Annotated in this window: 12 protein-coding genes; 1 reads left to right on the top strand and 11 read right to left on the bottom strand. The window is 68.5% G+C overall.

Annotated features, from left to right (window positions below; all coding sequences use genetic code 11):
- Window positions 1-6: 6 nt before the first annotated feature.
- The 5 genes from J0695_RS11810 to J0695_RS11790 all read right to left on the bottom strand — a co-directional run bounded on the left by J0695_RS11810 (window position 7) and on the right by J0695_RS11790 (window position 5,080).
- On the bottom strand, window positions 7-717 hold the full coding sequence (locus J0695_RS11810; protein ID WP_206961886.1) for an alpha/beta hydrolase: 711 nt from the start codon (window positions 715-717) through the stop codon (window positions 7-9).
- Between the two features lie 152 nt (window positions 718-869).
- On the bottom strand, window positions 870-1,043 hold the full coding sequence (locus tag J0695_RS11805) for a hypothetical protein (protein ID WP_206961917.1): 174 nt from the start codon (window positions 1,041-1,043) through the stop codon (window positions 870-872).
- Between the two features lie 259 nt (window positions 1,044-1,302).
- Window positions 1,303-1,476 carry a CsbD family protein gene (locus tag J0695_RS11800; protein ID WP_206961884.1) on the bottom strand — a complete coding sequence of 58 codons (174 nt, stop codon included), beginning with the start codon at window positions 1,474-1,476 and terminating at the stop codon, window positions 1,303-1,305.
- A 204-nt stretch (window positions 1,477-1,680) separates the two neighbouring features.
- The gene (locus J0695_RS11795; RefSeq protein WP_206961882.1) at window positions 1,681-3,708 is read right to left on the bottom strand and encodes a CocE/NonD family hydrolase; all 2,028 of its coding nucleotides are present in this window, start codon (window positions 3,706-3,708) and stop codon (window positions 1,681-1,683) included.
- A gap of 64 nt (window positions 3,709-3,772) precedes the next feature.
- Complete coding sequence (locus J0695_RS11790) at window positions 3,773-5,080, bottom strand: ATP-grasp domain-containing protein (protein WP_307798568.1); 1,308 nt, start codon at window positions 5,078-5,080, stop codon at window positions 3,773-3,775.
- A gap of 175 nt (window positions 5,081-5,255) precedes the next feature.
- Here J0695_RS11790 and J0695_RS11785 point away from each other — a divergent pair, with 175 nt between their 5' ends.
- Window positions 5,256-6,104 (top strand): DUF1206 domain-containing protein, encoded by an 849-nt coding sequence (locus tag J0695_RS11785; protein ID WP_206961879.1) that lies wholly within the window; start codon window positions 5,256-5,258, stop codon window positions 6,102-6,104.
- 10 nt (window positions 6,105-6,114) lie between these two features.
- On the opposite strand, the gene J0695_RS11780 is transcribed toward J0695_RS11785, so the two are convergent.
- From J0695_RS11780 to J0695_RS11755, 6 genes are all read right to left on the bottom strand, one after another.
- The gene (locus J0695_RS11780; RefSeq protein ID WP_206961878.1) at window positions 6,115-6,699 is read right to left on the bottom strand and encodes a hypothetical protein; all 585 of its coding nucleotides are present in this window, start codon (window positions 6,697-6,699) and stop codon (window positions 6,115-6,117) included.
- Entirely contained in the window at window positions 6,699-7,835 is a 1,137-nt protein-coding gene (locus tag J0695_RS11775) for an ROK family glucokinase (RefSeq protein ID WP_206961876.1), read from the bottom strand. Before J0695_RS11775 ends, J0695_RS11780 begins: the two co-directional genes overlap by 1 nt.
- A 25-nt stretch (window positions 7,836-7,860) precedes the next feature.
- Window positions 7,861-8,688, bottom strand: a complete 828-nt coding sequence (locus tag J0695_RS11770) for an ATP-binding cassette domain-containing protein (protein WP_206961874.1) — start codon at window positions 8,686-8,688, stop codon at window positions 7,861-7,863.
- Window positions 8,685-9,722, bottom strand: coding sequence for an ABC transporter permease (locus tag J0695_RS11765; RefSeq protein ID WP_206961873.1), 1,038 nt, complete (start codon window positions 9,720-9,722; stop codon window positions 8,685-8,687). Before J0695_RS11765 ends, J0695_RS11770 begins: the two co-directional genes overlap by 4 nt.
- Window positions 9,719-10,729: a sugar ABC transporter substrate-binding protein gene (locus tag J0695_RS11760; RefSeq protein WP_206961872.1), complete on the bottom strand. Its 1,011-nt coding sequence runs from the start codon at window positions 10,727-10,729 to the stop codon at window positions 9,719-9,721. Before J0695_RS11760 ends, J0695_RS11765 begins: the two co-directional genes overlap by 4 nt.
- Before the next feature lie 73 nt (window positions 10,730-10,802).
- The gene (locus J0695_RS11755) at window positions 10,803-11,798 is read right to left on the bottom strand and encodes a sugar ABC transporter substrate-binding protein (RefSeq protein WP_206961871.1); all 996 of its coding nucleotides are present in this window, start codon (window positions 11,796-11,798) and stop codon (window positions 10,803-10,805) included.
- Between the last annotated feature and the right edge of the window lie 45 nt (window positions 11,799-11,843).

Genomic DNA, 11,843 nt, shown 5'->3' with positions numbered 1-11,843 from the left:
CGGATGTCAGATCATGCGGGGCGTACCGGACTCAACTGCGTTACGCACGAGCGCCGTTGCCGCCCCCGGTGCGAGGATCTCCGCCACCGCAGCGGCCGCCGTCCGGTGCCACACTCCGTACCGGCGCAGCATCGCGTGGCCGTCGCCCGTCACGACGAGCGTCGCCGTGCGCGCTCCGTCGGTACGGGCCCGCCGCATCAACTCGATCGACGCGCGCGGATCGGTGATGCGGTCCCGGTCGCCGTGCAGGACGACCGCTGTCCTGTCGCGCAGTTGAACCGTCGGTTCGCGCTCGGGACACCAGGGGGCGAGTGCGACCACGCCCCGCACCCGGGGATCACCGGCGGCGCGCAGTGCGGCCCGACCGCCCATGGAGTGCCCCAGCAGCACCACAGGTACGTCGCCCACCCGGTCCGCGAGTTCGGCGAGGGCCCGTTCGGTGTCGCGCAGGGGATCGGCGCTGCTTCCGTTCCAGCCCCTGCAGCGGTAGCGGACGGTGCCGACGAGGAGTCGTTCGTACGGCGCCGCCTCGCGTACGGCGGCGAAGAAAGGGCGCATACGCAGGGCCGCCAGGTGCCAGGGCCGGGCCGGCTCACGCCCGGTCTCCCGCCCGCCGTGCAGCACCAGTACGGCGGCATCGGCATCAGCACCACCCGAGACGATCCGCAGGGCTGAAGGCCCTGCATGCCCCTCGCGCGTACCGTGCATCCCAGTCATCTCTTCTTCGTGCCCTTCCGAGTCGGTGGACTGGTGATCCGTAGCCGGTCCGGCCGCGGATTGGCCCCGGGAGGTCCGATGTACACGTTGAAGTGGGGCCTCCCGTCAACGGGAGGCCCCACTTCAACGTTTGTCAGTCTCTGTGCAGGATCTTAGAAGTAGTGCCTACGGCCACCGACCTGGCGACCACTCGCGCCGAGAATCCACAGGACCGCGCCGACGACGACAAGCACACCACCGACGGTTGTCAGCAGCGAGACGCCGACCAGCAGGCCGATTATGAGCAGAATAGCGCCAAGAACAATCATGTCAGTTCCGATCTTCAAGTCTCTTCGGTGCGTACGGATCCTCGCCTCACTCGGATCCGCTGCACCCTCGTCCTGCCCGCCACATGGCCCGGGCCGGGTGAAATCCCGACCGGCCTCGCGATCGGCGGCCGCAGGATCCCTGTCGTGCAATCTCCGTGTGCCCCCGTCTCGGCGGCTCATGCATGCGCAGTTTTCCGGACTCGGCGATCAGCGCCCGACAGGAAATGGGTGGGGCCACCAATGACCATTGGTGGCCCCACCCATGTGGATCGGAGGATCAGTCCTTGAAGACGTCCTTGATCTTCTCCTTGGCCTCACGCGCATCACCCTTGGCCTGATCAGTGCGGCCCTCGGCGGTCAGGCGCTCGTTGCCGACGGCGCTTCCCGCGACTTCCTTCATCTTGCCCTTGGCCTGTTCGGTCTTGGCCTGAGTCTTTTCGTTGTCGGACATAGCACTCAACTCCTGAGAATCGCTGTGCGGATTCTGACCCTGGGACTCCTCACCGCTGTCCGATATCCCAAACGGCATCACCGGAATTTCCTGGGGCCCGAAATTTTCCGGCGTACCCGAATGCGAGTCATCGAATCATCTCGATGAGTGAGCCATTTCACGAGTGAAAACATCCGGGGCTACCAGCCGACTTCCGGGCCTGAGTCAGAGCAGATCGCGGGGCACCGTCTCGTTCCAGGTGCGGGAGAACACCCGGCGGTCGTTCTCGTATCCGTCGAGCGTGGCGTCCACGAGGAAATCGGTCTCCGTGCATCGCAGTACCGTGCGGGTCTCCACCCGTACGTCCCAGCCCTTCCGGTGGAAGCGCATGGTCCAGGCGGCCTCCCCGCTGACCGACGTCAGGTCGTCGGCGACGGCCGCGTAGCGTTCGAAGGCGCGCAGCCCCACGTCCAGGTCGATGCCCTCGTACCGCACCAGACCGCGGTCCTTCACGATCTCCAGCGCCGAGTGGTAGCCGATCAGGTCGCGCCTGACCTCCCAGCGCTGTTCCGGTGCAGTGAGCTGCGTGGTCGTGAGCGGCGTGGTGCCCTCGGGCTCGCCGAAGGGTTTCCCTGGCAGGTGGTCGGGCGCGCCGACAGGGCGCACCGGCAGGGTCAGGCTGCTGGTCCCCTCGCGCACGCTCAGCAGGACCGGCTTGGGCGGGGGCCAGGCCAGCGGCCAGTAGGAGGTGGACAGGGAGAGCCGGATGCGGTGTCCGGGCGGGAATGCCTGGGCCACGCTGTTGAGGTGGACGGTCGCCCGGTACCGCTCACCGGGTACCAGTGGCCGCGGGTCCTTCGATGTCCCGCAGTGGGTGAGGTTGAGCAGCCCGTACGTGACCCGGGTGGCGCTCCCGTCCGGGGCCACGTCGGAGATCCTGGCCGCGACCATCGCCACCGGTTCGCTTGCGGACAGGTCGAGTTGGACCGTGGGGGATCCCAGGATCTCCAGCTGCTCGGTGAGCTCGTCGGTCTCGAAGACGAGGGAACCGCCGTCCTCCTCACGCTGGTCGTAAGGGAGGTCGGGCGGCGCGTTGTACGACGCCCACTTGCCGGCGAACTGCCCCACCGACAGGGGCGACCGTACGGTCAGGGTGTCCGTGGCCCCGGGCACTTCCCCGGGCCTGCCGATGCGGTGCCGGCTCAGCGGGTGCTCGGTCGGCTCGATGTGCGGGGAGGGCCAGTCCGGTTCGCCCACCCAGCGGCCGGGCCGCTGCTCGTACGACGTGGAGGGCGGCACGCTCTCCTGCATCCAGGTCTGGAGCATGGGACCGTCCATGATCCCGTTGTCGACGCCCTTCAGCCAGTGGTCCCACCAGGCCACGACCTCCTGGAGGTAGCCGATGGCCGGGCCCGGCTCCCCCAGGTGCGGGAACTTGTGGGACCACGGACCGATCAGGCCCTTGCGCGGTACGTCCAGATTGCCCAGCAGGCGGGTCACCGCGTTGGAGTAGCCGTCGGCCCAGCCGCTGGAGGCCAGGACCGGGCAGCGTACGCGGGAGTAGTCCTCGCAGACCGAGGCGTGCTCCCAGTAGGCGTCGCGGTGCTGATGGCGCAGCCATTCCAGGACCCAGGGGCGGGTGTGCTCCATCCGTTCCTGCCACATCGCGCGCCACCGCTCCCCCACGACAGCGGGGTCGGGCGGGCAGGTGGCGTAGGCGAACATGGTGCCGGACTCGGCGAGGTTGTCGGACAGCATCGCGCCGCCCATGTAGTGCATGTCGTCGGCGTAGCGGTCGTCGGTGAAGGAGGAGATGACGATCGCCCGCAGGCTCGGCGGCTGCCTGGCGGCGACCTGCAGGGCGGCGAAGGCGCCCCACGAGATGCCCATCATCCCGGTGCCGCCGTCGCACCAGGGCTGATCGGCCAGCCAGGCGAGCACCTCCTCGGCGTCGGCCTGTTCGCGCTCCAGGTACTCGTCCGCGAGCACGCCTTCGGAGTCGCCGGTCCCTCGGAGGTCGACGCGGGCACAGGCGTAGCCGTGCCCGGCCATGTAGGGGTGGTGCAGTGAGTCGCGTACCGAGGTCAGATCGCGCTTGCGGTAGGGGATGTACTCCAGGACCGCCGGCACCGGCTCCGCGTCCGACGACACGGGCCGCCAGATGCGCGCGGAGAGGTTCACGCCGTCGGACATGGGGATGGTGACGTGTTCTTCCTCCGTGGTCTCGCAGGGCAGATTGCTCACGGAACGCATAGGGGTGTCAGCCTCCTGGTGCTTGCGGCGCTGTTCTGTCGGTGTGTCTGTCAGCCGGTCCCGGTCAGGCCGTGGTGCTGTCCTGGCCGGCGGGAGGGATTCCGTCGAAGGCCAGGTGCAGTGAGGCGACACACCGGTCGAACTTCTCGCGCATTTCTTCCTCGCTGTCGCCGCCGGTGAAGATGTGGGCCACTTCGAAGCTGTAGCTGTCCTGTTCGGGCATCCGTGACAGTCGCTGCCCCTCCTCGGGGACCATGTCGACCCGCACGCCCGGGATCTCCCGTTCGATACGGCGTACGGCCTCCTGGTCCGGGACTCCGTGGACGACGCCGTCGGCGAACCACCGGTAGTACCACTTGGCGGCCACCCGGTACGGGCCCGCGCTCCGGGTCACACCCGGGTCCTTGTCGAGGGCGAGGCTGATCATGTGGTGGTGGTTGGGGACTCCGTCCACGTACTCGAAGAGTTCCGCGTGCGACTGCGAGTGCCGGGGGTTGATCTCCAGGAGGTTGAGTGCGTCGGCGCCGGGATCGTAGAAGTACTCGATGCTGAAGGTGGCGGAGTCCATGCCGATCTGCTTGATCACCCTCTGCGAGACGTCGTGCAGGCGCTGGACGACCGGAGCGGGCAGCGTGGAGGGGTACTGGTGGCGCAGGAACGAGGAGCTGTCCGGGTAGTTGATGGAATCCAGGACGCCGTAGACGGTCACCTCGCCGTTGTGGACGTACCCCTCCACCGCCACCTGGATGCCAGTGAGCGACTCCTCGGCGAGGCAGACCTGTCCTCCGACGCCTTCCATCTCGGGCGGCAGGTCGAGCTGGTCGAGGATGTGGTCGAAGGGGCGTCCGACCCGGCTGATGCCGTCGCGTATCTCCGCGACCGCGGCACCGAACTCCTCCTGGTTCTTCACGCCGAAGGCCAGCTCGGATGAGTACGACAGCGCGGGCTTGAGCCACATCGGAAACGACATCCCTTCCGGGGGACGCGGGTCGGACGCGGACAGATCGACCCTGCCGAAGCGCGGGTGCTCCTTCACCGCCTTCTCCTGCTCCAGCCTGCTCCAGTACTTGTGCTCGCATTTGACGATGGATTCGAGGCTCGTGCTCCGTGTGCCGTAGCGCTCGGCCAGGAGCGGGACGAGGGTGCTGACCGGGAAGTCCCAGTAGCCGACGATCGCGTCGATCGTGCCGTCGAACGCGTCGAGTACGTACTGGGCCTTCTCCAGCAGATCGGGCACCGACACCTCGCCGACCTGGAGTTCGTCCAAGGTCAGCAGAGGAAGGAAGCGGTACTGCACGGCGTCGGGGACGGTTTCCAGCGTGCGCAGATTGGCGTCGCTCAGGCCGATGACGAATATGTTGCGCTTGCTCACCGTGTCTCCTCCGTCTTGGGGGCGCACCGGACCGGTGGGCTGCCGTACGAGGCACGCGGTCCGGGGGTCCAGCCCGACTACCCCTCTCAGCCAGGGCCATGCCGGGACAAAGCCGGGACAAAGTCGGGAGCATCCCCCGGGCATTGCTTCCCGCGCCGGGGGCACCCGGGAGGGCATGGGTACTGGAGCGGCAACGGCACGTGGAAAAGGACAGGCCGAACGCGCGGCGAACAGCAAAGCGGTCGCGGCGGGCGCCCGTGCGGGTTTCGTCGCCCGCGGGGTCATCTACGCGCTGATCGGGGTTCTCGCCCTCCGGATCGCTTTCTCCGGAGGCGGAGGCGGAGGCGGGCAGGCAGACCGGGGCGGTGCGATCGCCGAGATCGCCCACAAGCCCTTCGGCACCGTCCTGCTGTGGCTGCTCGGGGTAGCACTCGTCGGGATGTCCCTGTGGCGGCTGTCGGAAGCGGCCTTCGGGCAGGCAGGTCCCGACGGGAAGAAGCCGGGCAAGAGGGCGATGGCCGCGGGCCGCTGCGTCTTCTACGGGTTCGTCGCGTACTCCGTGCTGGCCTACGCGGCCGGGGACAAGAGCAGCGGCAGCGGCAGCTCGGACCAGAGCTCGCAGGACGTCACGGCGAAGGCGCTCGACTGGCCCGGCGGGCAGTGGATCGTCGCCGTCGCCGGCGCCGCGGTGGCCGGTGCCGGTGTGTGGATCGCCGTCAGGGCCCTCATGCGCAAGTTCCGGAAGCGTCTGAAGATGTCCGAGATACCGGAGAAGATGCGTCAGGCCGTCACCTTCGTCGGGGTCTTCGGCGGTACGGCCCGCGGGGTCGTCTTCGCCGTCGCGGGCGGATTCGCCATTGCGGCGGCCGTCCAGCACAAGCCCGGCAAGGCCAAGGGCATGGACGACACCCTGCGGTCCTTCACCGACACCCCGGCCGGACCCTGGCTGCTGGCGCTGACAGCGGTCGGTCTTGTGGCCTTCGGGGTCTTCTCCTGGGCCAGTGCCCGCTGGCGTGAGGTCTGACGGGCGTGTGTCAGGGCTTGGTCGCCGAGACCACGTACACCATCGGGCTCGCCGGGTTCGTCACGTCGACCGTGATGTTCACCGTGGGCTGCGGGTCCTTCTGGACATAGGTGGTGCCGGCCCATTTGCGGTCGTCGGGGAAGGTCCAGCCGACGACCGCCGCGTCGCTCGCGCTGATGGTGACCGCTCCGGCCTTGAGGCCGGCGGCCCCGGTGCCGACGCCCTTCAGGAACTGCTCGAGCCCGGCCGCTGTCGTACGGAACTGCGTGTAGAGACGGCTGACCTTCCAGTTGCTGGTCTCGTAGTACCCCGTGCTGGTGGAGCCGGCAGGGACGGGGACGTCGTAGATGGAGCGCTGGACCGTGGAGGGCCGCCCCGGGAGCAGACCGGTGGCCGCCGCCTCCTTCTCCTTGTCGCGGCCGCTCTGGCGGCTCTGCTCGGCGGAGATCAGCAGATAGCCGGCCGGTACGCCGACCAGGAGCAGGATGATCAGGAGCGTGATCACCCGGCGGCGCACCACATGGCGCCGGTCCTCGGGAGGCTTGCGGCCGGGCTCGTCCGGGGCCGAGGACTGGCGCGGCACGGATGCGGTCATCACGGGGATCCCTGGGTGGTACGGGAGGAGCGGGCGTAGCGCTCGTTGCGCTCCACCCGCCTCCGGTTGGCGCGCCGGAAGCGGCGGGCGATCAGTCTGGACAGGTCGGCGGCCCCGACCATACCGGCCTCGGGACCGAGCTCCGCCTTCACGATCCTCGCCTCGGGGCGGTAGCCGCGGCCGGTCAGCTGGCGCTTGAAGGCGTCGCGGGCCGGGCCGATGAGGAGGTCGTCGGCGGCACTGACGCCACCTCCGATCACGAAGCAGGCGGGGTCGAGGGCGGCGGCCAGATTGGCGATGCCGACGCCCAGCCACTGGCCGATGTCCTGGAAGAGCTCGATGCACATCGCGTCGCCCTCACGGGCGAGCTCGGTGATGAGCGGTCCTGTGACGTCACCGACGTTGCCCTTGACGCGCTCGATGAGGTTGTACGCGACCGGGGAGTCGGCGGCTGCGAGCTCGCGGGCCTCGCGGACCAGGGCGTTGCCGGAGCTGTACTGCTCCCAGCAGCCGCGGTTCCCGCAGGGGCAGCGGTGGCCGCCGGGGACGACCTGCATATGGCCGAATTCGCCGGCGACCCCGTACTTGCCGCGCTTGACCCGGCCGTCCTCCAGGATCGCGCCGCCGATGCCGGTGCCGAGCGTGATCATGACGAGGTGGTCCTCGCCGCGTCCCGCGCCGAAGCGCCACTCCGCCCAGGCGGCGGTGTTGGCGTCGTTGTCGACCATCACGGGGACCGCGAGGCGGGCCTGGAGCGCGTCGCGCAGCGGCTCGTCGCGCCAGGCCAGGTGGGGGGCGAAGAGGACGCGGGAGCGGTCGGCGTCGACCCAGCCTGCGGCTCCGATGCCCACCGCGTGGACGTCGTGGCGGTCGGAGAGGTCCAGTACGAGCTCGGTGATGACGTCCTCGACGACCTTGGCGCTCTTGGACTTGTCGGGCGTCTCGGTCTTGATCTTCTCCAGGATCACGCCGTCGGCGTCGACGACGCCGGCCATCACCTTCGTACCGCCGATGTCGATGCCGACCGTCGGCACCCGGGGTGCCGTGAGGTGGGATCGGCGCTCGCGGGTGCCGACGGTTCTCAGGACGGTGGCGCGGGCGGAGCCCCGGTTCGCGAAGTCGCGGTACGTACTCATCGGGCCGATTCTGCCATCCGCGACTTCAAGAGGCGTCCGGGAGCTCCCCGGGGAGCACCTGGGCGCGCTGCAGTTCGTGGCTGAGCTCCTCCAGCTCGCTGCCGCCCGCCATCTGGCGCGTCAGCTCGTCGAGGGTGATCTCGTCCTTGGTGTAGCTGCCGAACATGGCGCCGCGCTTGAGGAGGACGAACCGGTCGCCGACCAGGTGGGCGTGGTGCGGGTTGTGCGTGATCAGCACCACTCCGAGGCCCTGGTCGCGTGCCGCGGCGACGTATTTCAGTACGACGCCGGACTGCTTGACGCCGAGGGCCGCGGTCGGCTCGTCCAGGACGAGGACCTTGGCGCCGAAGTGGACGGCGCGGGCGATGGCCACGCACTGCCGTTCGCCGCCCGAGAGGGTGCCGATGGGCTGGTCGACGTCGCGCAGGTCGATGCCCATGCGCAGGAGCTCGGCGCGGGTCGTCTCGCGCATCTGCTGCACATCGAGGCGCTTGAGCGGGCCTGCGCCCTTCGTCGGCTCGGAACCGAGGAAGAAGTTCCGCCAGACCGGCATCAGCGGGACGACGGCGAGGTCCTGGTAGACCGTGGCGATGCCCTTGTCGAGGGCCTCGCGGGGCTTGGTGAGGGTGGTTTCCTCGCCCTCGATCCGGAAGGTGCCCGCGTCGTGCTGGTGCAGGCCCGAGATGATCTTGATGAGGGTGGACTTGCCCGCGCCGTTGTCGCCCAGCACGCAGGTGATCTCGCCCGCGTTGACGAGGAGGGAGACGTCTTCGAGGGCCTTGATGTTGCCGTAGAACTTGCTGACGCCGTCGAGTTCGACGAGTGCGGTCTGCTGGGTCGTCGTCTCCGTCATCGGGAAGCCTCCGCTCGCTTGCGTACCCAGGCGTTGAGCAGCGTGGCCAGGAGCAGCATCGCCCCCAGGAAGAACTTGAACCAGTCCGGGTTCCACTCCGCGTACACGATGCCCTTGCTGGTCATGCCGAAGATGAAGGCACCGACCGCCGAGCCGACCGCGGAGCCGTAACCGCCGGTGATCAGGCAGCCGCCGATGACGGCCGCGATGATGTACGTCAGCTCGTTGCCGACGCCCTCGCCGGACTGCACGACGTCGTAGCTGAAGAGCAGGTGCTGGCCGGAGATCCAGGCCGCGAAGGCCACACCCATATAGAGGCCGATACGGGTCTTGACCACGGGGACGCCGACCGCGCGGGCCGCGTCCGCGTTGCCGCCGACCGCGAAGATCCAGTTCCCGGCCTTCGTGCGCAGCAGGATCCAGGTGGCCACGACGATCAGCGCCGCCCACCACAGGATGGTCACCTTGAGGTTGACCGAGCCGATGGTGAGCTGTGAGGCGAAGAGCTCCTTCGCCGAGTCGAAGCCCTGCATGTTGCTGATGGACTTCGTGGAGACCGTGCCGCTGATGAGCTTGGTGAAGCCCAGGTTGAGGCCGGTCAGCATCAGGAAGGTGCCCAGCGTGATGATGAAGCTGGGGAGCTTGGTGCGGGTCAGCATGAAGCCGTTGAAGGCGCCGATGGCGAGCGTGACGAGGAGGGAGACGAAGACTCCCACCCAGACGTTCGCCGTCATCTGGTAGCTGAACATCGAGGAGATCAGCGCGGAGCTGGTCACCAGGACGCCGGCGGAGAGGTCGAACTCCCCGCCGATCATCAGCAGCGCGACGGGGACCGCCATGATGCCGATGGTCGATGCCGCGTACAGCACCGTGGAGAGGCTGGAGAGCTGCAGGAAGTTGTCCGCGACGATCGAGAAGAAGATGAAGACGGCGATCGCGCCGACGACCGAGCCGAGCTCCGGGCGGCCGAGGAACCTGCGCAGCGGGGAGGCCTTGATCAGCCGTTCGTCCGCCGGTGCGGCTGCTGTGCTCATCGGGTCCCCCGATCCGTGTACTTCTGCAGGGTTCCGGCGTCGTCCTTGGTGATGATCTGGGGTCCGGTGAGGACGGGCAGTCCGCCGCCGAGCACGTTCAGGTTGTACTTGTAGAGCCAGATGAGGTCCACGGCCTCGTACCCCTGGAGGTACGGCTGCTGGTCCACGGCGAAGCCGAGGGTGCCCGCGGAGAGCGCGGTGGCGACCTTGGAGTTGAGGTCGAAGGTGTCCACCTCGGCCGAGGAGTCCGCGGTCTGCTTGGCCTGGACGGCGGCGTCCGCGAAGGGCGCCCCGAGGGTCACCACGGAGTCGATGCCGTGGTCGGCCTGGAGCTTGGCCTCGATGGAGGCCTGGACGTCGGGCATGTTGGTGCCGTCGACGTACAGGTTCTGCATCGTGCCCTTGAACGTCTTCTTCGCCCCGGCGCAGCGCTGCTCGTGGCCGACGTTGCCCTGCTCGTGCAGGACGCAGAGCGCCCTCTTCTTGCCGCGCTCGTTGAGCTCGGTGCCGACGGCCTCGCCGGCGATCGTCTCGTCCTGGCCGATGTGGGTGATCGCGCCGAAGGCCTTGGACACCTCGGAGCCCGAGTTCACGGTCATCACCGGGATGCCGGCCTTCTCCGCCTTGGCGACGACGTCCTTCATCGCGTCGGGCTTGGCGAGCGTCACGATCAGCCCGTCGACGCCCTTGGAGATGTAGGAGTCGACGAGCTGCGCCTGCTCCTGCGCCTGGTCGCTGTGCGCGTACAGGAAGTCGATGTTGTCCTTGACGGCGGCCTGCTTGGCGCCCTTCTGGACGATGTCCCAGAAGGTGTCGCCATCGCCCGAGTGGGTGACCATGGCGACCTTCCAGCGGGGTGTGTCCACCGCCGCCTTGCCCGATGCGGCCTGCGCGGCCCGCTCCTCGGCGCGCTTGCCGCCCGTACTGCTGCATCCCGCGAGGGACGCCCCGAGCACCGCCGCCAGCACCGCGCTCACTGCGCGTACCCCTGTCCGAACCCTTGCCACGACGTGGTGCCCTTCTTGGTCTTCCGTACATCTCGTGCGGGCCAAGTATGGGTCACGTGAGGTCGCGGGGCCGTCATCGGGTACCGGCGGCGGTGTACTTCTCCAGTGCGGGTACGTCCTTCTTGGTGAGGATCGCGGGTCCGGTGAGGACCGGCTTTCCGCCGCCGATGACGTTGAGGTTGGTCTTGTAGAGCCACAGTTCGTCGATGGCGAGGTAGCCCTGGAGATAGGGCTGCTGGTCGACGGCGATGCCGATCGCGCCGGACTTCATGGAGGCGACGACCTTGGCATTGAGGTCGAAGGTGACCACCTCGGCCGTCGAGCCCGCGTCGCCCTTCGCCTTCACGGCGGCGTCCGCGACGGGCGCGCCGAGGGTGACCACGGCATCCGTGTCCTTCTCGGCCTGGAGCTTGGCCGTGATCGAGGACGTGACCGCGGGCGTGTTGGTGCCGTCGACGCTGAGGTTGGAGACCGTGCCCTTGAAGGTCTTCTTCACGCCCGCGCAGCGCGCTTCGAGGGAGACGTTGCCCTGCTCGTGGATGACACAGACGGCCTTCTTCTTCCCCTCGGTGTTGAGCTGCTCGCCGACCGCCTCGCCCGCGACGGACTCGTCCTGGCCTATGTGGCCGAGCGCGCCGACCTCGTGGGAGAACTCGGCGCCGGAGTTGATGGAGATGACGGGGATGCCGGCCTGGACCGCCTTCTTCACCACGTCCTTGACCGCTTGGGGCTTGGCGAGGGTGACGACGATCCCGTCGACCTTCTGGTCGATGGCTGCCTGGATCAGCTGGGCCTGCTGGCCGCCGTCCTTGTTGGCGGAGTACAGGAACTGCACGTTGTCCTTGGCGGCCGCCTGCTTCGCCCCGCTCTGGACGATGTCCCAGAACGTGTCGCCCTCGCCCGAGTGGGTGACCATCGCGATCTTCAGCCGGGGTGTCGACACCCCCTTGCCGCTGCCCGATCCGGACGGTTTCGGCTCGGAGTCCTTGCCGCCCGAGCCGCTGCACCCGGCGGCGGCGAGTGTGAGTGCGGCGACAAGGAGTGCTGCTGCTGTACGGGTCGTACGCATGGGGTCCGCCTTCGCTCCCGGCCGCCGGGTTGCGGCAGAGGAGTT

Source organism: Streptomyces beijiangensis, from assembly GCF_017315755.1.
GTDB lineage: Bacteria > Actinomycetota > Actinomycetes > Streptomycetales > Streptomycetaceae > Streptomyces > Streptomyces beijiangensis.
Note: the sequence above shows the minus strand (reverse complement) of the source record. Positions and strands in the feature narration are given on the sequence as shown.

Coding starts and splice junctions, on each gene's coding strand:
- J0695_RS11810 (WP_206961886.1), bottom strand. CDS start 717: ATGACTGGGATGCACGGTACGCGCGAGGGGCATGCAGGGCCTTCAGCC.
- J0695_RS11800 (WP_206961884.1), bottom strand. CDS start 1,476: ATGTCCGACAACGAAAAGACTCAGGCCAAGACCGAACAGGCCAAGGGC.
- J0695_RS11795 (WP_206961882.1), bottom strand. CDS start 3,708: ATGCGTTCCGTGAGCAATCTGCCCTGCGAGACCACGGAGGAAGAACAC.
- J0695_RS11785 (WP_206961879.1), top strand. CDS start 5,256: ATGGGTACTGGAGCGGCAACGGCACGTGGAAAAGGACAGGCCGAACGC.
- J0695_RS11780 (WP_206961878.1), bottom strand. CDS start 6,699: ATGACCGCATCCGTGCCGCGCCAGTCCTCGGCCCCGGACGAGCCCGGC.
- J0695_RS11775 (WP_206961876.1), bottom strand. CDS start 7,835: ATGAGTACGTACCGCGACTTCGCGAACCGGGGCTCCGCCCGCGCCACC.
- J0695_RS11770 (WP_206961874.1), bottom strand. CDS start 8,688: ATGACGGAGACGACGACCCAGCAGACCGCACTCGTCGAACTCGACGGC.
- J0695_RS11765 (WP_206961873.1), bottom strand. CDS start 9,722: ATGAGCACAGCAGCCGCACCGGCGGACGAACGGCTGATCAAGGCCTCC.
- J0695_RS11755 (WP_206961871.1), bottom strand. CDS start 11,798: ATGCGTACGACCCGTACAGCAGCAGCACTCCTTGTCGCCGCACTCACA.